Origin of the sequence: Streptomyces sp. NPDC101227, from assembly GCF_044767545.1 — a bacterium.
Classification (GTDB): domain Bacteria; phylum Actinomycetota; class Actinomycetes; order Streptomycetales; family Streptomycetaceae; genus Streptomyces.
Map to the genome: position 1 here is coordinate 98,280 of NZ_JBIWOD010000012.1, position 25,542 is coordinate 123,821.

Genomic DNA, 25,542 nt, shown 5'->3' on the forward strand with positions numbered 1-25,542 from the left:
CAGGAAGAGGGGGAGGGGGAGGGGCGAACGGGACGCGCTCAGCGCATGCGGTGCAACAGGCCCTGCATGGTGATGCGATCCCCGCGGAAGCGGATGAACTCCAGGTCGACGGGACAGCCGTCGGCGAGATGGGTGAGGCGTTCGAGCATCAGCACGGCCGCGCCGCGGGGAGCCTCCAGAACGGCGGCCGAGTGCGCATCCGCGCTGACCGCCTCGAGGGTGATCTCGGCCGTGCCCAGCTGCTGTCCGGCGGTCTCCTCGATCAGCTGGAAGACGTCGTTGTTCTCCAGATCGGCGTCGAGCAGCGGCAGGCCGATGTCCATCGGGATATACGTGAGGTCCAGGGACAGCGGCACCCCGTCGAGCCGGCGCAGCCGTTCGACATAGAGCACTTCGGTACGCGGCGGGAGCCGCAACCGGTCCGCCACCGGAGCCGGTGCGGCAACCGGGCTGATGGTGCGTACCTCGTTGGTGACCCGGCCGTGCGAATGCAGGGTCTCGGCGAGGCCCATCAACCGGTCCAGCGCATGCGGGTACTTCTGGCAGACCACCACCGTGCCCACGCCCGGCTGGCGCGTCACGAGCTGCTCGGCGCGCAGCAGGTCGAGGGCCTGGCGGACGGTGTTGCGGGACGCGCCGAATTCCGTGCCGATCACGTCCTCGTGCGGCAGTACACCCTGGGGAAAGCGACCCCCGAGCACCTGGTGGCGCAGCAGGTCGGCGAGCTGCCGGGCGCGGTCCGCGCGGAGCCGGCGGCGGCGCGCGGCCGCCACCGGACCCGTGTGCTGGGGGATGCGTTCGGCTGGCATGAGGGGACCATACCGAGGGGGCCCTGACACTGGTGTTGCCACAGTATTGCGCCACTGGCGAACCCGCGGACGACGGCTGTGACCTGCCACTTCGGGACCGCGGACGCGAGACCTGCCACCGCGCGCCGGCCGGAGTGGGGCCGCCCGCGCCAAGCCGGGGCGAGTGCGCACGTACGTCGCGGTCAGCGCCCCGGCAGTGTCTCCTGCAGCCAGTCGAAGACGATGTCGCAGTGCTGCTGCGGGGCCATCGGGGAGCAGTGCAGCTGCGCGCCGGTGGCCGAGGTGAGCTTCACATAGTCCTTGGGGGAGGTCAGCTTGTCGAACATCCGGCGCGGCTGGCCCGGATAGAACTGCTCGTACTCGTAGTCAAGGACCAGGGTGGGCATCGTGATGCGGCCCACGACATCCGTGATGGTCAGCGACTCGATGCGGGTGGCGGGGGTGTAGAAGTCGGTGAAGACCTTGCCCTGGCGGGCGGCGAGCATCGCCGGGACGGAGAAGGGCTCGAAGCGTTTCTTGATCGTCGCGGCATCGGCCGCGGACAGCCCGGGGACGACGTCCTTGTTCCAGATGTTGTTGGTCTCCGCCTTGCTCGGCGTGCGGACCTTGCGGATCTCCGGCGGGAAGCCCAGCCAGGGCTCGAGGCATCCCGGCATCGCCACCAGGGCGGCGATCCGCTTCTCGAAGGCCGCGGCCCGGGGGGCCAGGTTCCCCGCCATGCTCAGCCCGGTCAGGGCGATCCTGTCGGCGTCCACGTCATCACGGGCGACCAGCCAGTCGAGGAGCGGCGTGACCACCCTCTCCCAGCGCGGTGTGAAGACCACCCGGTCGACGAAGAGCAACTGCCCCTGGCCCGGCCCGTCGTACACGAGGGCGTTCCAGCCGCGCTCCAGGGCGGCCGAGACGCCGTAGGTCCACATGTCGACGTTCTGTCCGTCGCTGCCGTTCGTGAGGATCACGGTGGGACGCCGCTCGCCGGAGGCGTCCGGGCGGAAGAACCACACCGGCATCGGGGTCCTGCCGTACGGGACGTTCGCCGTGACCGGCGCCAGGTCGCACAGGTTGCAGAACCTGTCCCAGGCGCCGCGCCCGGCCTTGTAGAGCTGCTCCTCGCTGTCGGGGTTGTCGGAGCCGAGGACGAAGAACAGCGCCTGGGCGTAGTACTGAGCGGCCCGCAGCGCGCGCAGGCGTTTGGTCTCCCGGTCGGGCCTGCTGCCCTCGGGCGCCTTTGACACCTGGTCGCCGAGCTTCCTGAAGGTATCGACGTACGTCTGCGCGGACGGCCCGGCCTTGTTGATCTTGTTCACGGCGGTGAGTACCTCGCCCACCTCGCTGCCGCCGAACCCGGCCGCGCCGAGGGCCAGAAGGCCGCTGAAGTTGAACGACGGGTCCTTGAAGAGCGTCATCACCCCGGGCGTGGCCTCGCCCGCCGAGCCGGTGGCCGAGACCGACGGACGAGCGGCGGGGCCTTGTGCGGAGGTTCCGCTCGAGGCCGAGCAGCCGGCTGCCAACGCTGCCCCGGCTCCACCGACGAGCCCGGCGAGCGCGGTGCGCCGGCTCAGGTGGGATGCGTCCTGCGATACGTGCGTCATGCCAGCTGACCGTAGGAGCTGCGCGACCTGCACCTTCCCGCACGACACAGGCCGTTCCCCCGAACGGCCATCCCGACAACCCCCGGTCAGCGACCACATGCCGCGATCCGGGTGGCCGACACGCTAAGAGGCACGGCGCGCCGGCCGAGCGGCTGGTGCGCAGGCGTGGGCTCAGTGGCCCAGGCCGGCGGCCTTGACCTCGCGTCGGGCGAGGACGTCCTCGTAGCGGTCGTCCATCTGCCGTAGCGCGTCGCGGCGGTCCCGTTTCGAGAGCCGGTCGAGATACGTGTGTCCGAGAAGGTGATCGGTCTCGTGCTGCAGGCAGCGGGCGAAATAGCCCGTTCCCTCGATCACGAGGGGGTTCCCGTCCTTGTCGAAGCCACGCGCGACGGCACGATCGGTCCGGGGGACCGCCATGGCGGCACCGGGCACCGACAGGCACCCTTCGGCGTCGTCGATGAGTCGACGGTGGCTGGCATCGGGCTGGTCGAGAACGGGGTTGATGAGGTGGCCGACATGCCGGATCCCGTGGTCGTCCGGGCAGTCGTACACGAACAGCCTCAGGTCCACACCGACCTGATTGGCAGCCAGGCCGGCGCCCTCGGCCACGTACATGGTCAGGAACATGTCGTCGATCAGCGCCGACAGCTCCGCGGTGCCGAACCGTGTCACCGCACGGCATGGACGGTTGAGGATCTCCTCGCCCACCACCGTGATCCGGCGTACCGAGCCTCGGTCGGCTTCCGGAGGCAGCGCCGGATACGAGTCGACCGGCGCGCCCTGGACACGGACTCGCCGGTCGGTGGCGCGAGGTCGGTCGTGAGGAATGGACATGGTGGTTCCCCCTTCTTGTGGAACAAGGCCGTCGCCCAGCGGCGACCCGAATCCTTCGCGCAATAGGGCCAGTTGCGAAGTTCTTTGCAAAGTAGCAGACTTTGCAAAGTGACTGAAGAAGACGTTGACCCCCCGGCCGCCCGGTCCCGTACCGCCGGCGAGGGATTGCGCGAACACGAGGTCCGCACGGCCCTGCTCGAGCTGCTCGCCGAGGTCGGGGCCGTCACGGCGACCGAAGCGGCCGCCCGGCTTGGCTACAGCTCCGGACTCTGCTCATTCCATCTGCGCCAGCTCGCACGCCACGGACACATCGAAGAAGCGCCTCATAGCGGAGGCCGCGCACGTCCTTGGCGTCTGCGGCGGTCCGCTTCCGCGTCCGATCCATCCGAGGATTTCGGCGACCTCGCCCGCGGCCTGGAGGACGAGAGCTGGCAGCACTGGCTCGGCCAACGCGAGCAGGCCCCCGCCGAGTGGCGCCGCGACGAAGCGTTCAGCGCCGTCGCGTATCTGACACCCGAGGAGATGAGCCGGATGGCAGCCGTGATCCGAAGGGCACTCGCCCCCTACCAGGACCGCGACCAGCGACCCTTGGCCCGGCCCGAGGGTGCCCGACCGGTTGCCCTCATCACCCGGCTGTTTCCGCTGCTTCCCCACCCGACGGACGACGACACGGGCGAGGACTGAACGGCATCGACGCTCCCCCTACCTGCCCCGTCGGCGCTCGCCCCGTCCCGAATGCCGCGCACATGACAGGAAGCCGGACGGTTGACGGCCCCAGCGAGGGCCGCTGAGGGACGCCGTAGACCCGGATACCACGAGCCGGCTCACCCAGCCTCACCCGGCCTCATCCACGAGAGCAAAAAAATTTGGCCGGCGATGTCGAGAACCCGTGACTGGCTCCGTCCCCGAGGTGAATGCGACCACAATGGGTCGCACCAGCACCGAGGAGAACCACGATGGCCAAGTACTTGCTGCTCAAGCACTACCGCGGCGCCCCGGCTCCGGCCAACGACGTGCCCATGGACCGGTGGACGCCGGAGGAGATCTCGGCGCACGTGCAGTACATGCAGGACTTCGCGGGCCGGCTCGAGAAGACCGGCGAGTTCGTCGACGGCCAGGCGCTCGCCCCCGAGGGGACTTGGGTCCGGTACGACGGTGAGGGGCGGCCGCCGGTCACCGACGGCCCGTTCGCCGAGACCAAGGACCTCATCGCCGGCTGGATGGTGATCGACGTCGACAGCTACGACCGCGCCGTCGAGCTGGCCGGGGAGCTGTCGGCCGCCCCCGGGGCGGGTGGGAAGCCGATCCACGAGTGGCTCGAGGTGCGCCCGTTCCTGGCCGCCCCGCCCACCATCACGGAGTGACCTCTCAGGTGTCTCAGATGGATGAGGCCCTGCTCAGGAGCCTCACGCCGAGCGTGCTCGGCATCCTCGTCCGCCGCGGAGCCGACTTCGCGGCGGCCGAGGACGCCGTACAGGACGCGCTGGTCGAGGCGGTCCGCGTCTGGCCGGCCGACCCTCCGCGGGATCCGAAGGGCTGGCTGGTCACCGTGGCCTGGCGCCGGTTCCTCGACGCGACCCGGGCGGACGCCGCCCGCCGCAGGCGTGAGGACCGCGTCGACGAGGAACCGGCGCCCGGGCCCGCGCCCGCGGTGGACGACACGCTGCAGCTCTACTTCCTGTGCGCCCACCCGTCACTGACGCCGTCGTCCGCGGTCGCGCTCACGCTGCGTGCCGTCGGAGGGCTCACCACACGCCAGATCGCCCAGGCCTATCTCGTTCCCGAGGCGACCATGGCGCAACGCATCAGCCGGGCCAAGCGCACCGTCTCCGGCGTTGGGGTATCCCCTGCTCGAGCGAAGCCGAGAGCTTGGGGAAGGTTCGACCAGCCCGGCGACGTCGCCACCGTGCTGCGCGTGCTCTACCTGGTCTTCAACGAGGGCTACTCCGGCGACGTCGACCTCGCCGCCGAGGCCATCCGGCTCACCCGGCAGCTCGCGGCCGCGATCGACCACCCAGAGGTGGCGGGGCTGCTCGCCCTCATGCTGCTCCACCACGCCCGGCGCGCGAGCCGGACCGCGCCCGACGGGAGCCTGGTGCCGCTCGCCGAACAGGACCGCGGCCGGTGGGACACCGACTTGATCGCCGAGGGCGTCATGATCCTTCAGTCGGCCCTCTCCCGCGACCGGCTGGGCGAGTTCCAGGCCCAGGCCGCCATCGCCGCCCTCCACGCCGACGCGCCCACCGCCGGGGAGACCGACTGGGTACAGATCGTCGAGTGGTACGACGAGCTCGTGCGCCTGACCGACAGCCCGGTCGTCCGGCTCAACCGAGCCGTGGCCGTCGGCGAGGCCGACGGACCGCGTGCCGGGCTGGCGGCGCTCGCGACACTCGACGACGCTTCCCCAAGCTCTCCGGGCAAGGGATACCCCATTCCCCGCCACGCCGCGGTGGCCGCCTACCTCCACGAGCGCGACGGCGACCTGGCGACCGCGGCACGGCTGTACGCCGAGGCCGCCCACAAGGCACCCAACCTCGCCGAGCGCGACTACCTCACGCGCCAAGCCGCCCGGCTCAATGCCCGCCGGTGTCCCTGACGGGGCGCGGCCGGCTCTTCCCGCAGCACTTGGCGCGGCCCCGCGGCCAGAGCGGTCGCCTCGAAATGAGTGGCCACCCTGCGGGTACGGGGAGTGGCAGCGTCAAGTCGTGTCCGACGCTCCCTCGACAGCAGCGACATCACCTCTGCGCGGTGACCAGCGGTGCACCATCCTCCGGGAGGAACACGACGAATTCGCGAGCGCCGTGGACCACGCGTGCCAACCCCAGCCGGCCGCCGTCTCCGCGCACCACAGCCTCGATCGCTTCGGCGCCCTCGACGATCCGGTCGAGCTGCGCGTAGTGCCGTATCACCTGCTCCGTCGGTCCATTGACCCACAGCCTGACGTCGGCGCCGCTCCGGAGCGCCGCAAGCAGTTCCTCGCGCAGACAGCCCGGAACCGCGGTCTTGACTCGGTGGTACAGGCGTTCCTGGGGCCCGGGCTCGGTGGGAGCGCCGACTGCCCGTTCCCTGCACTCCCCACAGGCCCCTCTCCTCCTGGGGAAGAACAGATGCCGATACACGGTCACCTGATCCCGCGGAATCCCACAGAGCGTCTCGTTGGCCGCCGCCATCGCATGTTCCAAAGCCGGCGAGTCCGTCTTGCGGCATGCGGTGAAAGACGCGGCCACACGCACGAATCCGGGAGAGCAGTCGTGATCATCAAGCCCTGACATGGTCATCACTCTGGCATGCCCGCCCAGCCGATGACCTGCAGTTGAACGACAAACTCAGCTCCGCCGAGGACAGAGCCGGTCACCGGAGCGCCGCAGGCATTGATCACCATTCATGATCAGTGTGGGCGCGGATCGGTCATTGGTCGGCCGGGGAGATAGCGGTTGGCTGGGGCCGTCATCACGAACCGCGGGGGCCTGCAAGGGCCCACGAGGAGGAAAAGGAAACCGTCATGCCTCACTTGGACGTCAACGACACCACCCTCTACTACGAAGACGAGGGGACCGGCCCCGCGCTGCTGTTCCTGCACGGCTGGGGCACCAGCGGCCGGACCTGGGGCGCGCAACTGCCCGACTTCACACCGGACCACCGGGTGGTCACGGTCGACTGGCGGGGCTGCGGGCGCTCGGCCCGGCCCGTGCGGGGCAACACCACCGCCGAGGTGGTCACCGACTTGGTGGCCCTGATCGGCGCACTGCAACTGGACCGTCCGGTGGTCATCGGCTCGTCGATCGGCGGGGTGTTCGCCACCGAACTGGGCCTCCGACGACCGGAGTTGATCGGTGGCGTGATCTCGGTGGGCGCCCCGGGCTACTGGCCGACGACGGAGGCTCAGGCGGAGCTGGTGGCGGATCTGCGCCGCGACCGGGCCGGCACGTGCGCCGGCTGGGTGCCGACGTGGTACGCCCCGGGCACCTCACCCGCGCTCATCGACTGGACGATCCGTCAGATACTGGATTCCGGCGTCTACATCGACGAGCACCAGGCCACCGCCGGCGGCTACGACCCGCGCCCGGCACTGCCGGGCCTGCAGGTGCCGATCCACTACCTCCACGGTGAGCTGGACCTGATCCCGGTAGAGGTCCCCCGGACCTGCGCCGCGCTCACGCCGGGCGCCGGGGTCACCGTCATCACCGGCTCCGGCCACATGCCGCACCAGGAATGCCCCGACGCCTTCAACTCCGCCCTGCGCGCCGCGCTGGCCCACCTGGCACCCACCGCTCGCGCCACCGCCTGAACGTCCGGTCCTGACCTGCTGCTTGAGCGGTCTGCCGCCGTTCTCCGGTGAGGCGAGGCTGCGACGGTGCCAGGGGCCGGTGCGTGGCGGCGGGATGGCGTGCCGAAAGGCTTCAGGTGGTCGCCAGCAGCAGGTCCTCTCCGCTTGACGGGCGGAGGCCGTCGGTGCGACCGGCGAAATAACGGTGGGCGAGCGAAGCTCCCGACAGGTGTCGGGCGTCTTTGAAGCCGGTTTCGCGGGCCAGGGACAGCATCTCGGGCGGAGTGTAGAAGCTGATGAACGGCGTTCCGGATGCTTGCGCGCCTTCCTTGCTCGCCCGCAGGCCAGGGCGGTCGGCTTCGTCGACGAGTTCGCTGGGCAGCAGAAAGGTCATGGCGAGCGTCGAGCCGGGGGCGAGCCCGGAGATTTGGCGCAGGGTGGCCGCGGTGGCGTCTTTGGTGAGGTACATGGTGACGCCGGTGGAGACGATGACCGCCGGCCGGCCGGCATCGAAGCCGGCAGCGGCCAGCTGCTTCAGCCAGTCTTCGCTCGCCTCGAAGTCGACGGGCACCAATTGCAGCCAGTCGGGGATGCCGTAGCCGAGTTCGGTCAGGCGCCGTCGCTTCCATGCTTGCGGGCCGGGCTGGTCGACCTCGAAGACCCGCAGGCGGGAGGCGACCTCCGGCCTACGCTGGGCAAAGGTGTCCAGGCCGGCTCCCAGAATGACGTACTGGGTGACGCCGTGGTCGGCCTGCTCGGCGATCAGGTCCTCGATGAAACGAGAGCGGGCCACCATGGCCGCCCGGAACGCGCTGGTGAAGTGCGGATCCATGTCGGGGCGGCGCCGCCAGTCATCGCCGGGAGCAGCCAGCTGCAGCCCGACCTCGTCCTCGAGTACGTGCGGCGGTGGGTCGACCTGGACATGCATCGCCCGCCAGAGGGCCGTCCGCACCGCGGTGTTGTCCGGCGCCTCGGTCTGCTCGTCTGCCATGGTGTTCCCCCTTGTTTTGCGGTCAGTTTCGTTGCGCTCGGTTTCGTTGCGGTCAGTTCTTGCCGGGAGCCTGGAGGTTCCACAGGCGCCCGTCGGGGTCGCGGACGGTCATCTCCTTGGTTCCGTAATGGGTGTCCTCGAACGGTGTGACGACCTCGACCGGGGAATCGGCACGGAACGCGTCCGCGTCCGGCACCTTCAGCACGATCTGCGTCTGGGTCTCTTGGTCCTCGGGGATCTCGGAGATGAAGACGTAGGGCCCGTCGCCGTTGCGGAGTTGGCCGGAGTTGTGGTCGGTCTCGAAATCCAACTCGTAGCCCAGAGCCTGGAAGAACTTCGCCGCCTTACCCCAGTTGTGGGTCGTCAGGAACACGGCCTCGATGCCTTCGGTCGCCATGTCAGGTCTCCTTCTCGGTCGATTGCTGTTCGTGTCCATGGGCGTCGTCGAGATAGGCGCGCAGCGCGTCAGCCACCAACGCCGACAACGACATGCCCGACTCGATGGCGCGGTACTTGACCTGCTTGATCAGCCCGATCGGCAGGTACACGTTGAACTGCTTGACTTCCTCATCACCCACGAGTGCGATGCTAGCATTCTAGCAAGCTAGATACCAGGCGCCGATGCGGCCGACCAACCCGAGCGGCCTCAGGACGTAGACATCGGCCTTCACGTCCCACCGCGGGCCGCTCCTTTGCGGGTCAGGCGCTTGGCCATCACGGTGATGAGCGCGCAGGTGACGATGGGCGGCCAACTCGCCCACTTGCTCGCCGTGATGCCGCTGCCTTCGGGCTCGCTCGGACACCGGACTGGCTGGCCTATCGGCACATAGTTTTCGCCGGCCCCGACCCCGACCAGCCCCTCTTCCGGGACATCCGGAAGGCCTGGCCCGGCCTGGCCCGGCACTCGGATCGGCAATCCTGTGCTGGCTCCGCCGCCCGGGCCGTCACCCGCGCCTCCGGTGCGATGATGACCGCGATCGGCAGGTTCCTGCTGGTGGAACGCCTGGCCCGGCTGACGAATCCGCCTGATCCGAACGCATACAGAGATGCCCGCCGAAGGAGAGCACGTGGAAGGCCAGATGCCGCAAGAACAGGCGAGCCCTGAGACAGAGGCGCGCATCCGGGAAAGCTTCGACCGGCAGGGGCTGATGACCCTCCTCGGCGCCAGGATCACGCAGATCGCGCCCGGCCGCGTTTACATCGCGCTCCCGAACCGGCCCGAAGTGACCCAGCAGCACGGCTACTTCCACGCGGGTGCCACCAGCGCGATCGCGGACAGTGCGGGCGGCTACGCGGCGTTCACGTTGTTCCCCGAGAACGCCGAGGTACTCACCGTCGAGTACAAGATCAACCTCCTCGCGCCCGCCGTCGGCGACCACATCGAGGCGGTTGGAACGGTCCTGAAGTCCGGACGCACCCTGACGGTGTGCCGGCTGGAGGTTTTCGGCGTCCAGGATGGCCGTCGAACGCTCGTCGCGAACGGTCAGCAGACGCTGATCCGGGTGAACCGGTCCGAGCCGTGAGCCCGCGTCCCTCGTCGGTCTCCTCGCCCCCCACGCCGAGGAGACCGACGCGTGGGCCCGGGCGCAGGCAGTAGCCGTCGACTCGGTCGTGAAAACCACTGGTACTCCGACCACGTAGGCGGCAATGCCCACCTGCAGGCGCAAGGCAGCCTCGGACGTTCCCCACTCGGCGAGGCTGCCCTCGCTGCCCCCTGCCCGCGTCTGAGAGGGGCAGGCCAGAACGGCAAGGCAACGGGCGTGGGCCACGGGGCCACGAGACGGTGAGCGAACGTCAGGAAGGACGCCCGCTCGTCCGCCCGACTCGCTTCTGGCTCCGTCCTTCAGCCGGCCGAGGGCAGACACCGTGCCGGGCGGCTCGCCAGATGGCCAGCGGTGAAAGCTCCTCCCGCTCTGCTGTCACCCAGCAGCCGGAGCGGTTCGATCGTGTCTCGTGCTTCTGCCTGGGGCGGTAGCGGCAGACGCTCCTCGTCGGCCCCCAGCACGTCGTCCACCAGGGTCATCAGCCGTTCGTCCCACTCGCCCATGTCCGCACATCGCAGAGCCGCCCGGAAGCGCCACGGCCACCCAGCTCGCAGGTCGTGTCCGGCGTCGGGCGGCTGGCCACGCTCATGCAATTGCCCGCAACGCGGCAGGAGTCTCCTCCTCAAGGCCGTTCGGCACTCGGCGTTGTGGTGTTGGGGCCGGGGCGCGGATCGGGGGCTGGTCCCGGAGTTGGGCCTGGCGTGGGGGGTGCTGGGTGGGGCGGCACCGGGTCCGGTTCGGGGCGCGGAGGGGGCGGGGGCACGGGGTCGGGGCCGGGCGCGGGAACTGGTCCGGGAGCGGGCCCGGGCTGGGGGCCCGGCGGGCCGGGGCCCGGCCCCGGTGTGGGCGGGACCGGATCCGGGCGGGTGGGCCCGGGCGGCCCCGGGGGCTGCGGGACTGTCATGTCGTCCTCCGTCCATCGGGGAGAGCGTCCCCTCCACCCTACGACGAAGGGCGCTGATGTCCGCGGATCCCAGCGCCTCCACGCTGCCTTCGGGCACATCGATCCCCAACGACTACGGATCGAAGAGATACCGCCGGGTTGGGGGCCTGTCCTGCCGGGTCTGGCGCGCGGAGCGTTCGGATTCCTCCAGCACGGCGAGCAGGTTCTGGGCGGCTGCGGCTGCGGCTGCGGCGTGGTCGGGGGAGTTCTGCGCTCCGGCCCGTTCGTCGGTCGGCTGAACTGCGAGCCGTAGTTCCCCTTCGGTCTGGAGCGGCTACATCGCCACGCGAGTCGAGGACCTCAACCCCCAGGGAATACCGCAGCCGTGGGACAGCGTCCCCTCTCCCCTGGGCAGGGTGATCGTGACTACCACAGCAGGAACGCAGCGGTCGGCCATCCGGGCAGTACGAGCAGGAACGCCGCGACGGCCACGCCAAGGCCTCGCCGATCTCTGACGCCGAGGGCGATGAGCGGCAGCGACACCATCGAGAGGCCGAGGGCGGCGATGGCGAAACCGTTCCACCCCACCGGCTGCTGCACTGGTGCACCGCTGCGCCGGGAAAGGAGGAAGGGCCGGGCGCAGCGCGCCACTCGAGACCCATGAGGGGGCCGGGTGTCACGCTCGGGGTCGGATCGAAATCCGTCATCGGAGGGTGCCTCCCGGTTCTGGCTGAGGCCGTGCGGTGCGCCGGCCGCCCAAGATTCGCACACATACGTGTGGACGGGGCCGCCCTGGGGCGCGGACGGACGGCCCCTGACTGAATTCCTGATTCAGGCAGTCCCCGTGGGACCGTAGCCCTCGTGAGCGGCTGTCCCGTTGCAGCTGGGTGGGCCATCGGATCAAGCGCCGTCGCCAACCAAGGCGTTCAGGCGCAGCGAAACCGCGCGGCGTGTCGACGCCACAAGCTTGCTCTCGAACGAATGGGGCATCCCTTACCTTTCCCTTGGTCAGCCGTTCCTCAACGTCGCGCACCTGACGCCTGCTCCGTCGCCGCGCGCCGGATCCACCGCCGGTTCGGCCTGGCCGGGGGAGTGCACCGGTTCGGTCGACTTCCGCCGCGATGGCCGTACGGGGGTATGACGCTGATCTCCCACTATCCGGTCGATCTCCTTGCCTGCCTGATCGCAGCCGGAAGAGACTGGTGTCCCTTTGGTGGGGAACGGCGGGAGAGCGATGGCCACGATGAGAACCGACACAGTCCGAGGGGCGGACGGACCGCCGCCCCCGCCGAGGGTCGGCCGGAACCGGCTGGTGGGTGCGGCGCTGACCATTCTGTCCCTGGCCGCCGCACTGACCTGCTCTTTCGTCTTCACCACCTGGCTGCCCACCGATCGCACTCTGTACCGGGAGTACAGGGCGGCCGAGGCGTGCCCCGCCCGCAAGGTGATACCGAGGCACGAAGACTGCCTACGGAAGGTCACCTTCACTGTCGAGGACACCCGGAACACCTCCAAGAACATGCGGGCGACCCTGCTCGGCCCAGAGCCCTTCCCAAGGATGGTCGTGCCGTTCGGTGACTCGGAGCCGGTGCTGAGCGGGCTTCGGCGGGGGGACCGGGTCGCCGGTACCGTGTGGCGCGGTGTCGTCGTGGTGGTCGCCGAGGGAGACGGCCGGCAGGATTCCGCCGACGCGCCTCGCGACGAACCCCAGATGACAGCCGCCATCGGTACGTTCGCGGGGCTGCTGGCGGCGCTGGCGCTGATGTTCGGAGCGATGCGGCTGGCCAGGCCGCGCGACCCCGGGCTCTTCACCTGGCTCCCGTACGGCAAGTGGCTGCTCATCGTCACGGGGGCCACCTGCGCCGTCGTGGGGCTGTCCACCGTGTGGACGGGCCTCCCGTGGTTGCTCGTGCCCACGGTCTGCGGGGCGATCGTCACGGGTACGGCGTGGTTCCTCGGCCGAGATCTGCGGCGTCGGGCCGGCCGCTAGACCGGGGATGGCATGGAGCCTGCGGGGCCACGGAGCGGCTGTCCCCGCCGGGGCATCAGCGGCACCGGCGGGCCGTATCCCGTCCCGCCGAGACCGTGTCACCGGCAGGCGGGACATAGCACCGGCCGACGTGCAGGGCGTGGCAAGGTGGAGGCATGTGCGGCCGATACGTCTCCACCCGCCGTCCGCAGGATCTTGTGGACCTGTTCGATGTCACGCGCTGGGATCCCGACCAGGTTCTGGAGCCGAGCTGGAACGTGGCACCGACCGATGACGTGTGGTCGGTGCTGGAGCGCGTCGAGCACGACACCGGCGAGGTCACCCGGCAGCTGCGGCCCTTGCGCTGGGGCCTGGTGCCGTCGTGGGCGAAGAGTCGGAATGTCGGCGCGAAAATGATCAATGCGAGGGTGGAGACCGTCGCGCAGAAGCCGGCCTACCGCCGGGCCTTCGTCAAGCGCCGCTGCCTCCTGCCGGCCAACGGCTTCTACGAGTGGCAGGCCGTCGCCGCAACCGAGACGACCAAGGCCCGCAAGCAGCCGTACTTCATCAGCCCCGAAGACGGCCAGGTCATGGCGCTCGCCGGGCTGTACGAGTTCTGGCGTGACCCCGCCGTGGCCGACGACGACCCCGGCGCCTGGTGGACCACCTGCACGATCATCACGACCGAGGCCACCGACGCCGCCGGACGGGTCCACCCCCGCATGCCGCTCGCCATCGCATCCGACGGCTGGGACGCGTGGCTCGACCCTGCTTACCAAGACACCGACGAACTGCGCGCCCTACTGGGAGCTCCGGCCGCCGGCCACCTGGACAGCCGGGCGGTGTCCACCGCGGTCAACAACGTACGCAACAACGGCCCACACCTCCTGGACGACTTCGCCGAGGATCACACCGACGCCTGAGGCCCGGGAGCCACTCGCCAGCGGGATGCCCTTGCGACACGGCGAGCACCTGTTGCGACGTCGGACCGGCCCGCACGTGACGGCACGGGTACGTACCCGTGCCCTATGGGGACAGGAGGAGCATGACGATGTCCGATGCGCGCATACCTGCCTCCCTGAGGAGGGCGGCGAGGAGTGGTCTCGCCTGTTGGTTGTCCCATACTGCGGGAATGGCAGTTGTCAGGCGAGTCCTGCCCTGCGTGGCGCTAACGAATGCCGGAGGCTTGGTTCGGATGTCGTGCGTCGGGCGGTGTCTTCACGGGCACTGCAGCCACTCGGTGTACCAGGCGCGAAAACCGGGGCTCGCCGGGACGAAGCCGCCCCAGTCCGGGTCGATCCGCCAGACCTCGCCTGCTCGCGGACCGTTCAGGACCAGTCGGACGTAGATGCCGCATCCCTCATCGGCCAGCATGAGTGTGCCTCGGGTCAGCTCATCGGCCGGTGCGCCGATCCGGCCGGGCAGGGGTTGGGTAAGGGGGAACGGCTCGGCGAGTCGGCCCGGAAGCCGGTCTGCTGCCCACTCGTCGTCCACCGCCCACTCTTCGACGGCCTCCTTGCGGGCGACGGTCAACGGCATCAGCCCATGACCGGGACCGGCGGGGCCGTTGCCAACCTGCGCGACGAAGGTCCGGTACTCCGTCGGCAGATCGATGTCGTGGGCCTCCTCGAACGTCCGGATCTCCGCCTCCGGGAGCGCGGGGGCCAGCTCGTACCGGTGGGTGTCCGCCCCGAAGCGCGCCAGCTCCGGGTCCCGTGCTGCCAGTTCCCGTATACGCTCGCGTACGCCGCCCTCGTCCCAGCTCGTCATCCCGAGACCGTAACAACGATCTCGGCGCCCGGTCCGCCGCGCCTTCTACAACCCGGACCTCATGGACCTGCGGATCGGCCACTCGAACCTGAGCCCGTCGCCACCTGCTGAGCCACCGGCGTCAGCGACCGACAAGAGGTAACGCGCACTCCTGGGTGGTCGCCGGCCACCACCGGTCTGGAACGCCGCTCCGCCCACACCGAACAGGAGCGGCCTCACCGCAGGACACCCGTCCCGAGAAGAAGCCTCCGCGTCCCGGTACACCGGGTACGTGCGTGGTGGCCTGCTTCTGCCCGCTGGCGGACCCGGGCCCGGATCGCCGCGGGCGCCGGCGCACGGCGCGCCATTGCATCGGGCTGCTCGCGCGGACCTTCTGGCCGGGGGCGGGCGGTTGGTTGGCAGTTGTGACGGTCTTATGACATTTGTCGATACGACTTCTGGGGAGAAACCGGCTTAATCGGGATTCTCGCGGAAGGCCGCGGAACGCCGACGAAGAACGGAGTGTTCGCGATGCGCACCACCCAGAAGATCGCCGTGACGGCTGCCGCCGCTGTACTGGTAGGCGCGGCGGGAGGTGGAGCGGCGGCGTCGCCGTCACCGACCGCCGCGACCACAGCGAAGGGGAATGCGGCGCCCTCCTCATGCCGTCCGGCGAACCACACCGCGAAGGTCACCGCGGGGCCCGCCACCGCGGGGCACCACCACTACCGGGTCACCTTGATCGCGGCGCCTGGATACGCACCGTGCCGGCTGGCCGGATCACCGACCGACGTGCGGTTCTACCACCACGGCGTACCGACCGGCGTCACCGCCCTTCGATACGGCTCGCAGCACACGGTGGTGAACTTCGGTCCAGGTCATCCGGTCCACTTCGACATCCAGGTCCCCCACAGCGCGGCGGGCGCTCCCGCCGACGAGACAGCCTTCACGCTCAATACTCCGGACGGCGTGATCCCCGGTGAGTCCACCGCCTACGGCCGACTCACGGTCGACGCCGGGACGGCAATCGGCCCGGTCCGGCCCGGAGCCTGACCTGCAACGGACCTGGTCCGTCACTCACTCGACGGCTGCGCTCCTTCCGGCACGTATCGGAAGGAGCGTGAGGGCCAGGCCCCGGTCCTCGTGCCCAGGACGCAAGCCGACCGGGCAAACCCCCTACAACGCCGGCCAAGCCGCTGCCGCCCAATGGACGGCAAGAGTGGTAACTCCTCGGCGCATCGACGACGGTCCGGTGCTTCTCGGTGAAGTCCGCTCGGCCGGCCCCGCCGAGGGCTACGGTGCGCCGCCAAACGGTGCTCCACCAGAGGCAACCACGGCGTGCCACGCGCAAGATGCACGCCCATCCGTTACGCCAAGAGCCATGGACCCCACAACCCTGGTGAAGAACACCCACGACATCGACCACAAGCGTCCCGCCGCGGGAGCATCCATGCAGCGCCGTCGCGTATTTCCCTTCATCACGGCCGCCCTGATGGCCATCGCGCTCTCGCTCGGAGCAGCCTCCACCGCATCCGCAGACACCGGCCCCAATGCCGCCGGCGACGAAACAAACCTCGGCGCCCTGGTCGGACTCGGCATCTGAAGGGCCTCTCGCCGGGCCCGGGCGGGCGAACGGTCGACGCCCTGCGGGCCCGCGTCCGTACATGGTCCGCCACGGCCGTCGGGGTGGGGGAGGGGCAGGGGCGGGCGCAGGATGCGTCGCTGTCCGCCTCGGTCCGGCTTTGCCGGTCGAGGAGGCCGAGATCGGTGACCTGCTGGCGCTGCGCGGCTTGCACGGAAGCGCTCTAAGGCGTGTCCGACGGGTCGTCATCCGCCGGTCCGCCCGTTACGCGTTGGCGTCGGTGGAAGCGGTCCTGTGCCGCCAGCACGTCGTCTCCGTAGGCCGCCGCCCAGGCGCCCAGGGCGCGGATCGGGGTGAGCAGGGCGGTGCCGGGCCCGGTCAGGGCGTAGTCGACGCGGGGTGGGGCCTCGGCGTAACGACGGCGCCGCACCAGGCCGTTGTACTCGAGCCGCCGCAGCGCCTCGTTGAGCACCTTGGGGCTGATCCCGCCGATCCGGGCCAGCAGCTCGCGCGGCCGCATCGGGCCCGACTCGCCGAGTACGTAGATGACCACGCTGTCCCAGCGGTTGGCCAGCACCTCGACGGCGATACGTGCCCGGCAGTCCGCCGCGTACGGTTCCCCGCCCAGGTCATCCACGTCCCCATCCACCTGTCCCATGCGCACATCCTGCCCCGGCCGATGCCTACCGGACGGTGTGCATCGACTCGCCTAGCGTCCGGGGCATGACATTCCACGACGCGAACGGGAGCAGGACGATGCGCATCGGCATTATCGGCACGGGTGCCATGGCGGCAGCATTGGGCGGGGCCTGGGTACAGGCCGGACACGAGGTCATGGTGGGCGGACGCAACGCCGCTTCCGCCGCCGCCACGGCCGCCCGCATCGGGGCCGCCGCGCACGGAGGCCCCGCCGAGACGGCGCGGAACAGCGAGGCGATCCTGCTCGCCGTCCCCGCCGACGCCGCACCGCACCTGGCCGGGGAACTGGCAGCGGACCTCGCCGGACGCACCGTCCTCGACTGCACGGTGCCGATGCGGTCCTCCAGCGACCACGGCCCGGTCCTGTCCACTGCTGGAAGTACGGACTCGGTCGCCCTGCGCATCGCCGCGGCCGCGCCCTACGCCCATGTCGCCAAGGTGTTCGGCATCTGCCACGAGAGCATCTGGACCCTGCCGCAACCGGCTTTCGAGGGTGCTCCGCTGGCGGTGCCCTTCTGCACGGACGCTCCGCCGGCCGACGCTGTGACGAGGGAGTTGATCACGTCGATGGGCTGCACCCCGCTGCCGTGCGGCGGTCTGGAGAGGGCGGCGCTACTGGAGGCCGCAGCGGTCTTCGCCGTCGGCGTGTGGTGGTCCGGCAGCGAAGTCCGCCATGCCTTCCCCGCCCCGGCCCTGGCCCCCGGCGCCGTCGATGACTGAGCATGTCCGACGGGTCGCGTGAACGAGTGGTGTAACCACCTCGCTGCGCCAGTCCTGCAGCGTCTGCGCCACCAGAGCCAGCGACGACGTCAGTACGGCCACGGTGCCGGGCGCGGGCAGCGCGCCGATCCGACTCCGTGGACCGTCGGGCGGCGGCTTCCCCAGTCGCCGTGAGGTGTTCTCGGAACCTGGTGCGGGCCCGCAGGGGCATCCGGCGCCCGACCACCGGACACACCACAGCAGTCAGGCCGTCCGGGGCGGTCTCAATCGGTGTACACCTCGGCCCGGTCCACGCTCACGAAGGATGCGGTGGACGGTGCGCTGTGTTCCCCGGTGACCCGAACGCGCAGGGTGTGCCTGCCGGAGGGCAGCCGCGGGCTGAGGTACTGGAGCGCCTCGCCCGTCCGGGGCGACCCGTAGAAGTCGACGCGCTTTTCGGGGCCTCCGTCGACGCTGATGGCCGCGATGCCGTTGCCGGTGTCCTGCACGGACAGCAGCGCGATGCGGGTGCCGGTGAAAGTGAAGGCCGCAGTGGCCCCGGCCCGGTCGCTCCAGTGGTCGTCGCCCCAGAAGCACTGGGTCGCGCACCCCGTCCCCGCGTTCCAGGCACCCTGGTAGGAGACCTGGCCGGCTCCATTGGATCGGCCGTTATCGTTGATCCAGTAATTGCCGTTGCCCGGGTCACCGGCAGGCAGGTCCTGCGTCGCGCCCAGGGCGAACGGTCGGCCCAGGTCAGGGCTGCCGTCCGCGTGCCAGCTGATGGGCTGGGCCCGGGTCGTGCGGTTGCTGTAGGTGTAACCCGCGGTCGTCTTGGCGTGGTAGACGATCCAGTCCTGGGTGCCGTCGGGTGACCGGAAGAAGGCGTGGTGGCCGGGGCCGTAGACGCCCTTGGAGTCGTTGCGGCTGAAGACCGGGCCGGGGTGCTGTTGCCAGTTGCCGGGCGTCAGGGGGTCGGCGTTGTCCGGCAGGGACAGCATCCACAGCTGGTAGTCGGGCTTGCCGGTGTCGCAGGTCGAGTACGTCAGCCATGTATGGCCGTTGCGGTTGAGGAACTCGGGTGCCTCGCGGACCTCCGGGCAGCCCCCGTCGGCCTTGAGAGCCACCGCGTCTCCGGAGACGGTGTAGGGGTTCGACATCGGGGCGATGTTCAGACCGTTGTGCTGGTAGGGGTTGAGCCCCGAATACGCCAGGTAGAGCTTGCCGTCGTGCCGGAAGACGCTGGGGTCGATGGCGAAATCGTTCGCGTGGTTGGGCGGAGTCAGCTTCGCCTTGAAGTGGTACGGCCCGGCGGGGTCATCGGTGTCCGACTCCAGGACGTACAGCCGGTGATGGCCGTCCACACCGTCGTCTGCCGTGTAGTACATGTACCAGCGGTCCCCGAAGCGGTAGAACTCTGCCGCCCAGATGTGCTGGTTGCGTGCGGGGTCGGTGTCCCGCCACACGGTCACCGGGTCCGCGTCGAACAGCGTGCCGAGCGAGGGCGAACTCCACATCTTGATGCTGTCGCCCTGGGTGGTGGTGAGGTGGTAGGCCCCTTTCGCATACGTCATGAAGGGGTCCGGTTCCGTGTTCAGCGGATTCCGGAACGTCCCCGCGGCTTTGACCGCCGATATCTGCCCGTGCCCCGCCCTCGCTCCCGGCTGCGGATTGCCCGCCTGAACCTGTGCGGCACAGAACAGGCCGAGGAGCAGGGCGAGTAGGGCTGCTAACAGGGCGCTTTTCCGCTGACGAGGCATCAGCGACTCTCCTTACCGTGGCGGAATTGTTGGGGCTTCGGGCTCTCATCCGGAAGGATGTCGCCAGACACCCATGCCATCACAGCCCTCCCACCGGGGGGCGCAAACCGGCCCCGCCGCAAGATCGCGCGCCGCGGACCGGTGCTGGTGGACCGGCAATGCCCATGGACCGGCCTCAGTCCCGCAACTCCGTCAGGAACTCGACCAGCGCGATGTTCACCTCCCGCGGCCGCTCCTGCTGGGTCCAGTGTCCGCGGCCCGGCAGCATGACCGGCGCACGGCGGAGAGCGGGCAGCAACGTGGGCAGCTGCGCGATGAGTTCCGGCGTGCCCGGGAACGTCGCGACCAGATCCCGGTCGCCATACACATACAGCGCGGGGGTGGTGATGACGGCGCCCTGCCAGGGGGCGGTCAGCTCCCAGTTGCGGTGCAGGTTGCGGTACCAGTTCAGTGCACCGGTGAAACCCGCGGCGTAGCCGGCGGTGAGCTCGTCCAGGTCCTCCTCGGTCAGCCAGTCCGGCAGCACCTCGGGGTCGGTCATGTCCGCGAGCCAGCCCCGGGCCGGGTCGGACACCAGGCCTGGTCGGGGCGCCCGGCGCCGGGGGCGTCACCGGAGCCGGAGTAGAGCAGCGTGCGCAGGGCGGCGCGGGGATCCCCGGCGAACTCGGCGTCGGCGAGGCCGGGCCGGTTGAAGTAATTCCAGTAGCACCGCCCGTCGAACCGCTCCTGCATCGCCGCGAGCGGCGGGCGCTCCCCGCGGAACGGCGGGGGTACGCTCACCCCGCCACTCCGCGCACCACATCGGGCCGCAGCAACGCGGTGTGCCAGGCCACCGGCGCGCCCCAGTCGTGCCCGACGACGAACGCCTCCCGTTCGCCCAGGGCGTGGATCAGGCCGATCACGTCCCCGACGAGGTGGAGGATGTCGTACGCATCCACGTCCTGCGGGTGGTCGCTGCGGCCGTATCCGCTCTGGTCTGGGGCGACGACCCGGAAGCCGGCGACGGACAGCGGGCCGAACTGGTGGCGCCAGGAGTGCCAGGACTCGGGGAAGCCGTGCCAGCAGCACGACCAGCGGTCCCTCGCCCTCCTCCGCGATGTGCAGCCGGATCCCGTTCACGTCGATCATGCGGTGCTCAACCATGCGGCGAACGTATTCCTGTGCGGAGAGCACATGACCGCGCCATCGATCCCGATCGGGAACCACGGCTCACCCTCCGCTCGTGCGGCGACACGCGTGGTGGTGCTCGAGCGGGACAGCCGGGCGACGTCCTCGTGGCGGATCTCGTGGCCCTCGGCGCGGAGCCGACGGCCGGGCGTCGAGGGAGCGGGTTGTCAGCCGATGGCGGCCTTCGTGTCTGCGTCCAACTCGGCTCCAAGATCGATTGTCAGTGGTGGGTGAGACGGTAGGTGCATCGAATCGACGAGGGGGAGCGGTCATGTCCGGAAGCCAGAACTACATCAACCACGTTGCTCTTGTGCTGGATGCCAGTTCGTCCATGTCACACCTGAGCCGCAAGGTCGTCGAAGTCGCCGATCAGCAGATTGCCTATCTGGCCCGCCGCTCGAAGGAACTGGACCAGGAAACCCGCGTCACGGTGTACGTCTTCGCTGACAAGGTGGAGTGCGTCATCTACGACAAGGACGTGCTGCGGATGCCGTCCCTGAAGCAGTTGTACCGGGTCGGTGGGATGACGGCTCTGCTGGCGGCCACGCTGAAGTCGCAGCAGGAGCTGGCGCAGACCGCTCAGCTTTACGGTGACCACAGCTTCCTGACGTTCGTACTGACCGACGGGCAGGAAAACGCAAGTCACCGATGCCAGGACGCCCCTAGCAGGGATCCGCGTGAACTGGTGCAGGCAGTGGCCAAGCGGATCGAGACGCAGGAGGACAACTGGACGCTGGCCGTGCTTGTGCCGGACCAGATGGGCAAGCGCGAGGCCATGCAGTGCGGCTTCCCGAAGGACAACATCGCCGTCTGGGACGCCACGAGCACACGGGGCCTGGAGGAGGCCGGACAGGTCATCCAGCAGGCAACCGAGAAGTTCATGGTGGGCCGCACCCAGGGCATCCGAGGGTCACGCGCGGTGTTCTCCATGGGTGCCGAGGCTGTCAACAAGGACACAATAAAGGCAGCCGGGCTCACCCCGGTGGATCCGTCCGAGTACCAGCTGATTCCCGTGACTCGCGAAGCGGGGATCCGGGAATGGGTCATCGAATGCGGGCACACGTTCCGTACGGGTTGTGCGTTCTACCAACTGAGTAAGTCGGAGAAGATCCAGGCGCGGAAGCAGATTGCGGTGCTGGAGAAGAAGACGGACCGGGTGTACGCGGGGCCGGAGGCTCGAGCCCTGCTCGGCCTGCCGGACGCCGAAGTTCGCGTCAAGCCGGACCACAACGATGACTTCACGATTTTTGTGCAGAGCACCAGCGTGAACCGGAAGCTGGTACCGAACACCCGGCTACTGTTCAGGGCCTGACACCTTACGAACTCGTGCATGGTGTTTTGACGGTGAGACCTCGGTGAGTTGATCGTTGACCGTGGTCGTGTAGTGGGGGACGCGACAGGTTCAGCGATCATCGGCGACCGAAAGATCACAGGTCTTTCGGCCGGTGGAATCGCTGAACTCGTCACCGAGGTAGGTCTGTTGCGGTATGAACGTCCCCAGCCCAGGTCCGCGTCCCAGCCACGGAAGCAGGCCGTAGGCGCCGGCGCGAAGCACCGCTGGTTGTCGCGCCTGACAACACCGGCCACCGGCCACCGGCCCCCGGCCCAGTCCCGTAGCCGGTGCCAGGCCGTCACCCCACTGCAGCCAACCTGTTCAGCCGGAACATCCTGCCAGCTCACGCTCTTGCACACGACGTACACGATGCCGCGCAATGAACGTCGTTCTGAAACGATCAGTTAGGCGGTCTTACTGGCTCTGGCAACAGCGGTTGATCAGGGGCCTGCTGGCTTGTCTGCTCGTTGGTGTGGTCATGGGGAGCGTTAGCCGTGGTCGTGGATGGGCCCGATGAACCGTGGTCACTGAGCGAGCTGTTGCTGCCTGGACCGGCACTGCAGCTGGTAGGGGGACGGCCGGGAGTGCCGGACCAGCTGGCCCTATGCGGGATCCTGTTCGTGCTGCACAGCGGCATCCAATGGGACTACCTGCCGCAGGAGTTGGGCTTCGGCTCGGGTGTGCCCTGATGGTGTCGGCTGGCCGCCTGGGAATGAGGCGGGTGTGCGGGACCCACTGCATCAGGTGCTGCTCAAGAAGTTGCGGTCCCGGAACGGGTCCGCATGCCGAGCGCACTCGAGCAATGCACTACCGCACCTACGTGGCAATGCGTGAAGGCTGCGCTGCCTCGGGGCGCCGGTCGGGCAGGTACAGGCCGAGGGGATCCGTGGTCACCACCTCGGGCGGCACCTCGCCCACACCAGGCGGCCGGTGGCAGCGTCGACGGTTGCGGGCCCGAGTGTGTCGAAGGCTGCGACGAGACCCGCCGGTATCCGGAACGTCCAGGGTCATCTGCGGCCTCCCGTCATGCGGATCGTGGTCGGCGAGAACATCCCCAAGGAGATCCGGAAGGTAGCGCCGTAGGCGGCCACGGTCTGCGTCTTGTCCACGACCGGGATCATGTCGGCGTTGTCGAACAGGGCAGTCTCGGCCTTGTTCCACAGCGGGCAGCCGGCCGCACCCGGAAGGGTGGCGGCCTTCGCCGTCAGGCGCTTGTAAGCCTTGTTCCTGAGGTGGGCGAAGTTGTTGCCGTCGGGCGTGAAGGGACCGGAGATCAGACCGGTCAGCTGCGAGGGCAGGGTGACCCCGAGCGGGGACCAGTTCAGATCCCAGTCTTGCTCGACGTCCTCGACCTGGAAGTAGGCGGCGTCGGAGACGGCACGCAGCCGCACGTCCACACCGACCTGCTTCCAGGCGTGGGCCAGGTACTCAGCCGCGGCAGCCATCGCCTCGCCCCCGGAGGACGGGTAGATGAAGCGGATCGTCAGCTTCCTTCCGTCCTTGACCCGTATCGCACCCGGCGAGGGCCGGGTCCAGCCGGCTGCGTCGAGCTGTTGGACGGCCGCGCGCGGGGCGTAACCGGGCAGGTGGCCGGTGACGGTGTCGCCGCGGCAGGGCCGGGGTCGGGTGACCAGCCCGGTGGGCGGCCGACCGGTGCCGCTAGTCACCACCGCGCCCAGATCGGTCAGGTTGACCGCTGCGAGTAGGGCCTTGCGCACGGCAGGGTCGCTGCCCGGGTGGCCGGGGCCCTCGTGGAAGAAGAACTCGTGGGTGCCGTCTTGCTGGTCGGTGGCGGTCAGGCCCCGCACGTTCGTGACGCGCGCCCGGTCCGAGCCCGCCAGCCGGGCGCCGTTGAGCTGGTGGGAGAGCAACTCGTTGACCATCGTGCCCTCGTTGGGCAGGACCTGGAGCACGACCTTGCCGGGTCGGTCCGCGGCGGGGGCCCCTGCTACGCCCCAGGTGTAGTTGTTGCGCCGGGTGTAGGTGTAGCTCTGGTTCGGTTTGGCTGAGGTGAGCTGGAACGGCCCGGAGCCGGAGGTGCCCTTGGCGAGGAGCCGCCGGTCCTTCAGGCCCGCTCCGCAGACGATGAAGAGGTACCGGGTGGACTGCAGGATGAATGGGAACGGATGCGGGGTGGAAAGTGTCACGGTTCCCGCCGCATCGTCGGGCGTCGCGGTCATGTCCGGGGGGAGAATGATGCCGTAGGCCGGGGAGTGGTTCTTCGGGTTGGTGACGTAGCGGACGTTCGCGGCGATGGTGTCCGGGGTGACCGCGGTGCCGTCGGCACATGTGGCGCCCTTGTGGAGGGCGAAGGTGACCGAGGACGGCCGGACCTTCCAGGTGTCGGCGAGACCGGGGACGACTCTGCCGCTCGCGTCGATGCTGACCAGTGTGTCGTAGGCCAGGGATACGGCGGTGTAGCTGGTGCTGGTCTGGGCCTGCGCGGGGTCGAGCAGCCCGGGGTCGGTCTTGATTCCAAAAAGGAAGGTGTCTCCACCCTTGGTACCGGCTGAGGTGGTGGCGCAGCCGGAAGCCAGGAGTGTCGATGCCGCGATGCACGCGACGACCACTCTGGTTCTTCTCATCGAGGGCTCCAGGGCTCAGGAAGGTTGCCCCACAGTGGCCCGTAGTCGGCCAGGAACATTCAGCGGGAACGACGAAACGGCGTCCGGTGATTGGTGGCTCGATCCAAAACCCGGGGAACGTTGGCATCCAGCAGCGTCTGTTGCACTGGTTGCGGCGGCACTTGGCGAGAGACGTGCTCGTGGGTGTTCGCGAGCAATAGCTACAGCGGCGGCGTCCTGTGTAAGCTCCGTGACCCATGAAGGTGCTGATCTCCGTCGACATGGAGGGCATCTCGGGGGTCGTGCATCCCACCGAGACGAATCCGGATCGCTACGACTACGAGCGCGCTCGCGCATTGATGACGGCCGAAACGAACAGCGCGATAGCCGGCGTCCTGGACGCCGAACCCACTGCCGCAGTGTGGGTCGCCGACGCGCATGGGCCGTTCCGTAACTTGCTGCCGGAGCAACTTGACCGACGGGCACGCCTGGTCCGTGGCAAGCCGCGCCCACTGGGCATGCTTGGTGGGCTCGACGAGGACACCGACGCGGTTGTGCTCGTCGGCTATCACGCCCGTGCCGGTCGAGGCCCGGCCGTCCTGGCACACACCATGAACGACGGGATCCTCGACGTGCGTGTGGCCGGACGTTCCATGGGTGAGATCGGCCTCAACGCCGCCATGGCCGGACATCTGAACGTGTCGGTCGTGCTGCTCAGCGGCGACGACAGAGCCTGTGCCGAACTGCATGACCTGGTCCCCTCCGCAGTCACCGTCGCGGTCAAGCAAGCCCTCGGTCAGGGTGCTGCGGTCGCCCTGCACCCCGAAGAAGCGCGGGAACGGCTGCGCCGTGCGGCCGCCGAAGCGATCACGCGGCGTGCTCAGGTTGCGCCGCTGGCCCTTGCCGGACCGCTTGAGGTCGAGGTCGACCTTTCTGCGCCCTTCATGGTTGACCTGGCGGTACTTGTACCAGGTGTCTCTCGCGCTGAAGGTGGACGGACAGTCGCCTTCAGCGCGACCGACTTCGCCGAGGCCTACCGGCTGGTCCTGCTGCTCGCACAGCTCGCGACCATCAAACCCGGCTAACTGATCGTTTCGGAATGA

At 69.3% G+C, this 25,542-nt stretch carries 26 protein-coding genes and 1 pseudogene; 13 read left to right on the forward strand and 14 right to left on the reverse strand.

Annotated elements, in window-relative coordinates; all coding sequences use genetic code 11:
• Positions 1 to 38 precede the first annotated feature (38 nt).
• The 3 genes from ACIRPT_RS26465 to def form a co-directional block, all read right to left on the reverse strand.
• Positions 39 to 809, reverse strand: coding sequence for a GntR family transcriptional regulator (locus tag ACIRPT_RS26465; RefSeq protein ID WP_403831270.1), 771 nt, complete (start codon positions 807 to 809; stop codon positions 39 to 41).
• A gap of 182 nt (positions 810 to 991) precedes the next feature.
• Entirely contained in the window at positions 992 to 2,401 is a 1,410-nt protein-coding gene (locus tag ACIRPT_RS26470) for an alpha/beta hydrolase family protein (RefSeq protein WP_403831273.1), read from the reverse strand.
• 171 nt (positions 2,402 to 2,572) lie between these two features.
• On the reverse strand, positions 2,573 to 3,235 hold the full coding sequence (gene def / locus ACIRPT_RS26475; RefSeq protein ID WP_403831276.1) for a peptide deformylase: 663 nt from the start codon (positions 3,233 to 3,235) through the stop codon (positions 2,573 to 2,575).
• A gap of 108 nt (positions 3,236 to 3,343) precedes the next feature.
• Here def and ACIRPT_RS26480 point away from each other — a divergent pair, with 108 nt between their 5' ends.
• The 3 genes from ACIRPT_RS26480 to ACIRPT_RS26490 all read left to right on the forward strand — a co-directional run bounded on the left by ACIRPT_RS26480 (position 3,344) and on the right by ACIRPT_RS26490 (position 5,831).
• Positions 3,344 to 3,919 (forward strand): ArsR/SmtB family transcription factor, encoded by a 576-nt coding sequence (locus ACIRPT_RS26480; protein WP_403831278.1) that lies wholly within the window; start codon positions 3,344 to 3,346, stop codon positions 3,917 to 3,919.
• 272 nt (positions 3,920 to 4,191) lie between these two features.
• Positions 4,192 to 4,599 (forward strand): YciI family protein, encoded by a 408-nt coding sequence (locus ACIRPT_RS26485; protein ID WP_403514876.1) that lies wholly within the window; start codon positions 4,192 to 4,194, stop codon positions 4,597 to 4,599.
• Between the two features lie 17 nt (positions 4,600 to 4,616).
• The gene (locus ACIRPT_RS26490; protein WP_403831281.1) at positions 4,617 to 5,831 is read left to right on the forward strand and encodes an RNA polymerase sigma factor; all 1,215 of its coding nucleotides are present in this window, start codon (positions 4,617 to 4,619) and stop codon (positions 5,829 to 5,831) included.
• Positions 5,832 to 5,970: 139 nt separating this feature from the next.
• On the opposite strand, the gene ACIRPT_RS26495 is transcribed toward ACIRPT_RS26490, so the two are convergent.
• On the reverse strand, positions 5,971 to 6,507 hold the full coding sequence (locus tag ACIRPT_RS26495) for a hypothetical protein (RefSeq protein ID WP_403831283.1): 537 nt from the start codon (positions 6,505 to 6,507) through the stop codon (positions 5,971 to 5,973).
• A 230-nt stretch (positions 6,508 to 6,737) separates the two neighbouring features.
• Between ACIRPT_RS26495 and ACIRPT_RS26500 the strand changes: the two genes are divergently transcribed.
• Complete coding sequence (locus ACIRPT_RS26500) at positions 6,738 to 7,523, forward strand: alpha/beta fold hydrolase (protein WP_403831286.1); 786 nt, start codon at positions 6,738 to 6,740, stop codon at positions 7,521 to 7,523.
• A gap of 112 nt (positions 7,524 to 7,635) precedes the next feature.
• On the opposite strand, the gene ACIRPT_RS26505 is transcribed toward ACIRPT_RS26500, so the two are convergent.
• The 3 genes from ACIRPT_RS26505 to ACIRPT_RS26515 are packed head-to-tail and all read right to left on the reverse strand — an operon-like array spanning position 7,636 to position 9,071.
• A complete protein-coding gene (locus ACIRPT_RS26505; protein WP_403831289.1) occupies positions 7,636 to 8,493 on the reverse strand; it encodes a class I SAM-dependent methyltransferase in 858 nt (285 codons plus the stop codon).
• 52 nt (positions 8,494 to 8,545) lie between these two features.
• The gene (locus ACIRPT_RS26510) at positions 8,546 to 8,890 is read right to left on the reverse strand and encodes a VOC family protein (protein WP_403831292.1); all 345 of its coding nucleotides are present in this window, start codon (positions 8,888 to 8,890) and stop codon (positions 8,546 to 8,548) included.
• Position 8,891: 1 nt separating this feature from the next.
• Positions 8,892 to 9,071: a CopG family transcriptional regulator gene (locus tag ACIRPT_RS26515; RefSeq protein WP_403514885.1), complete on the reverse strand. Its 180-nt coding sequence runs from the start codon at positions 9,069 to 9,071 to the stop codon at positions 8,892 to 8,894.
• 501 nt (positions 9,072 to 9,572) lie between these two features.
• On the opposite strand from ACIRPT_RS26515, the gene ACIRPT_RS26520 reads away from it, so the two are divergent.
• Positions 9,573 to 10,016, forward strand: a complete 444-nt coding sequence (locus ACIRPT_RS26520) for a PaaI family thioesterase (RefSeq protein WP_403831666.1) — start codon at positions 9,573 to 9,575, stop codon at positions 10,014 to 10,016.
• A gap of 320 nt (positions 10,017 to 10,336) precedes the next feature.
• Here ACIRPT_RS26520 and ACIRPT_RS26525 read toward each other — a convergent pair whose 3' ends face one another.
• Positions 10,337 to 10,540, reverse strand: coding sequence for a hypothetical protein (locus ACIRPT_RS26525; protein ID WP_403831294.1), 204 nt, complete (start codon positions 10,538 to 10,540; stop codon positions 10,337 to 10,339).
• Positions 10,541 to 11,346: 806 nt separating this feature from the next.
• Complete coding sequence (locus ACIRPT_RS26530) at positions 11,347 to 11,520, reverse strand: hypothetical protein (RefSeq protein WP_403831297.1); 174 nt, start codon at positions 11,518 to 11,520, stop codon at positions 11,347 to 11,349.
• 643 nt (positions 11,521 to 12,163) lie between these two features.
• On the opposite strand from ACIRPT_RS26530, the gene ACIRPT_RS26535 reads away from it, so the two are divergent.
• Together ACIRPT_RS26535 and ACIRPT_RS26540 are read left to right on the forward strand one after the other, a co-directional pair.
• Positions 12,164 to 12,910 carry a hypothetical protein gene (locus tag ACIRPT_RS26535; RefSeq protein ID WP_403831298.1) on the forward strand — a complete coding sequence of 249 codons (747 nt, stop codon included), beginning with the start codon at positions 12,164 to 12,166 and terminating at the stop codon, positions 12,908 to 12,910.
• Between the two features lie 155 nt (positions 12,911 to 13,065).
• On the forward strand, positions 13,066 to 13,812 hold the full coding sequence (locus tag ACIRPT_RS26540; RefSeq protein WP_403831301.1) for an SOS response-associated peptidase: 747 nt from the start codon (positions 13,066 to 13,068) through the stop codon (positions 13,810 to 13,812).
• A gap of 295 nt (positions 13,813 to 14,107) precedes the next feature.
• On the opposite strand, the gene ACIRPT_RS26545 is transcribed toward ACIRPT_RS26540, so the two are convergent.
• Entirely contained in the window at positions 14,108 to 14,659 is a 552-nt protein-coding gene (locus ACIRPT_RS26545; RefSeq protein ID WP_403831303.1) for an SMI1/KNR4 family protein, read from the reverse strand.
• Positions 14,660 to 15,169: 510 nt separating this feature from the next.
• Here ACIRPT_RS26545 and ACIRPT_RS26550 point away from each other — a divergent pair.
• Together ACIRPT_RS26550 and ACIRPT_RS26555 are read left to right on the forward strand one after the other, a co-directional pair.
• A complete protein-coding gene (locus ACIRPT_RS26550) occupies positions 15,170 to 15,691 on the forward strand; it encodes a DUF4232 domain-containing protein (RefSeq protein WP_403831306.1) in 522 nt (173 codons plus the stop codon).
• Between the two features lie 328 nt (positions 15,692 to 16,019).
• A complete protein-coding gene (locus ACIRPT_RS26555) occupies positions 16,020 to 16,241 on the forward strand; it encodes a hypothetical protein (protein ID WP_403831309.1) in 222 nt (73 codons plus the stop codon).
• 202 nt (positions 16,242 to 16,443) lie between these two features.
• Here ACIRPT_RS26555 and ACIRPT_RS26560 read toward each other — a convergent pair whose 3' ends face one another.
• Positions 16,444 to 16,878, reverse strand: a complete 435-nt coding sequence (locus ACIRPT_RS26560; RefSeq protein WP_403831311.1) for a winged helix-turn-helix transcriptional regulator — start codon at positions 16,876 to 16,878, stop codon at positions 16,444 to 16,446.
• A gap of 65 nt (positions 16,879 to 16,943) precedes the next feature.
• Between ACIRPT_RS26560 and ACIRPT_RS26565 the strand changes: the two genes are divergently transcribed.
• The gene (locus ACIRPT_RS26565; RefSeq protein ID WP_403831314.1) at positions 16,944 to 17,639 is read left to right on the forward strand and encodes an NAD(P)-binding domain-containing protein; all 696 of its coding nucleotides are present in this window, start codon (positions 16,944 to 16,946) and stop codon (positions 17,637 to 17,639) included.
• 263 nt (positions 17,640 to 17,902) lie between these two features.
• On the opposite strand, the gene ACIRPT_RS26570 is transcribed toward ACIRPT_RS26565, so the two are convergent.
• Together ACIRPT_RS26570 and ACIRPT_RS26575 are read right to left on the reverse strand one after the other, a co-directional pair.
• Positions 17,903 to 19,375, reverse strand: coding sequence for a family 43 glycosylhydrolase (locus ACIRPT_RS26570; RefSeq protein ID WP_403831317.1), 1,473 nt, complete (start codon positions 19,373 to 19,375; stop codon positions 17,903 to 17,905).
• A 175-nt stretch (positions 19,376 to 19,550) separates the two neighbouring features.
• Positions 19,551 to 20,518: pseudogene (locus tag ACIRPT_RS26575) on the reverse strand (alpha/beta fold hydrolase).
• 295 nt (positions 20,519 to 20,813) lie between these two features.
• Here ACIRPT_RS26575 and ACIRPT_RS26580 point away from each other — a divergent pair.
• Complete coding sequence (locus ACIRPT_RS26580) at positions 20,814 to 21,854, forward strand: VWA domain-containing protein (protein ID WP_403831320.1); 1,041 nt, start codon at positions 20,814 to 20,816, stop codon at positions 21,852 to 21,854.
• A gap of 521 nt (positions 21,855 to 22,375) precedes the next feature.
• A complete protein-coding gene (locus ACIRPT_RS26585) occupies positions 22,376 to 22,564 on the forward strand; it encodes a transposase (protein WP_403831323.1) in 189 nt (62 codons plus the stop codon).
• Between the two features lie 318 nt (positions 22,565 to 22,882).
• Here the strand turns inward: ACIRPT_RS26585 and ACIRPT_RS26590 are convergent, their stop codons facing one another.
• On the reverse strand, positions 22,883 to 24,460 hold the full coding sequence (locus ACIRPT_RS26590) for an ABC transporter substrate-binding protein (protein ID WP_403831325.1): 1,578 nt from the start codon (positions 24,458 to 24,460) through the stop codon (positions 22,883 to 22,885).
• A 236-nt stretch (positions 24,461 to 24,696) separates the two neighbouring features.
• Between ACIRPT_RS26590 and ACIRPT_RS26595 the strand changes: the two genes are divergently transcribed.
• Positions 24,697 to 25,524, forward strand: coding sequence for a M55 family metallopeptidase (locus ACIRPT_RS26595; RefSeq protein ID WP_403831327.1), 828 nt, complete (start codon positions 24,697 to 24,699; stop codon positions 25,522 to 25,524).
• Positions 25,525 to 25,542: the final 18 nt, after the last annotated feature.

What these genes read in the sequence shown, in the direction of transcription:
- ACIRPT_RS26595 (WP_403831327.1), top strand. Translation starts at nt 24,697, where the DNA reads ATGAAGGTGCTGATCTCCGTCGACATGGAGGGCATCTCGGGGGTCGTG.
- ACIRPT_RS26505 (WP_403831289.1), bottom strand. Translation starts at nt 8,493, where the DNA reads ATGGCAGACGAGCAGACCGAGGCGCCGGACAACACCGCGGTGCGGACG.
- ACIRPT_RS26470 (WP_403831273.1), bottom strand. Translation starts at nt 2,401, where the DNA reads ATGACGCACGTATCGCAGGACGCATCCCACCTGAGCCGGCGCACCGCG.
- ACIRPT_RS26590 (WP_403831325.1), bottom strand. Translation starts at nt 24,460, where the DNA reads ATGAGAAGAACCAGAGTGGTCGTCGCGTGCATCGCGGCATCGACACTC.
- ACIRPT_RS26580 (WP_403831320.1), top strand. Translation starts at nt 20,814, where the DNA reads ATGTCCGGAAGCCAGAACTACATCAACCACGTTGCTCTTGTGCTGGAT.
- ACIRPT_RS26500 (WP_403831286.1), top strand. Translation starts at nt 6,738, where the DNA reads ATGCCTCACTTGGACGTCAACGACACCACCCTCTACTACGAAGACGAG.
- ACIRPT_RS26465 (WP_403831270.1), bottom strand. Translation starts at nt 809, where the DNA reads ATGCCAGCCGAACGCATCCCCCAGCACACGGGTCCGGTGGCGGCCGCG.
- ACIRPT_RS26555 (WP_403831309.1), top strand. Translation starts at nt 16,020, where the DNA reads ATGGACCCCACAACCCTGGTGAAGAACACCCACGACATCGACCACAAG.
- ACIRPT_RS26550 (WP_403831306.1), top strand. Translation starts at nt 15,170, where the DNA reads ATGCGCACCACCCAGAAGATCGCCGTGACGGCTGCCGCCGCTGTACTG.
- ACIRPT_RS26565 (WP_403831314.1), top strand. Translation starts at nt 16,944, where the DNA reads ATGACATTCCACGACGCGAACGGGAGCAGGACGATGCGCATCGGCATT.
- ACIRPT_RS26485 (WP_403514876.1), top strand. Translation starts at nt 4,192, where the DNA reads ATGGCCAAGTACTTGCTGCTCAAGCACTACCGCGGCGCCCCGGCTCCG.
- ACIRPT_RS26490 (WP_403831281.1), top strand. Translation starts at nt 4,617, where the DNA reads ATGGATGAGGCCCTGCTCAGGAGCCTCACGCCGAGCGTGCTCGGCATC.
- ACIRPT_RS26570 (WP_403831317.1), bottom strand. Translation starts at nt 19,375, where the DNA reads ATGCCTCGTCAGCGGAAAAGCGCCCTGTTAGCAGCCCTACTCGCCCTG.
- ACIRPT_RS26535 (WP_403831298.1), top strand. Translation starts at nt 12,164, where the DNA reads ATGAGAACCGACACAGTCCGAGGGGCGGACGGACCGCCGCCCCCGCCG.
- ACIRPT_RS26495 (WP_403831283.1), bottom strand. Translation starts at nt 6,507, where the DNA reads ATGTCAGGGCTTGATGATCACGACTGCTCTCCCGGATTCGTGCGTGTG.
- ACIRPT_RS26525 (WP_403831294.1), bottom strand. Translation starts at nt 10,540, where the DNA reads ATGGGCGAGTGGGACGAACGGCTGATGACCCTGGTGGACGACGTGCTG.
- ACIRPT_RS26540 (WP_403831301.1), top strand. Translation starts at nt 13,066, where the DNA reads ATGTGCGGCCGATACGTCTCCACCCGCCGTCCGCAGGATCTTGTGGAC.
- ACIRPT_RS26560 (WP_403831311.1), bottom strand. Translation starts at nt 16,878, where the DNA reads ATGGGACAGGTGGATGGGGACGTGGATGACCTGGGCGGGGAACCGTAC.
- def (WP_403831276.1), bottom strand. Translation starts at nt 3,235, where the DNA reads ATGTCCATTCCTCACGACCGACCTCGCGCCACCGACCGGCGAGTCCGT.
- ACIRPT_RS26520 (WP_403831666.1), top strand. Translation starts at nt 9,573, where the DNA reads ATGCCGCAAGAACAGGCGAGCCCTGAGACAGAGGCGCGCATCCGGGAA.
- ACIRPT_RS26545 (WP_403831303.1), bottom strand. Translation starts at nt 14,659, where the DNA reads ATGACGAGCTGGGACGAGGGCGGCGTACGCGAGCGTATACGGGAACTG.
- ACIRPT_RS26510 (WP_403831292.1), bottom strand. Translation starts at nt 8,890, where the DNA reads ATGGCGACCGAAGGCATCGAGGCCGTGTTCCTGACGACCCACAACTGG.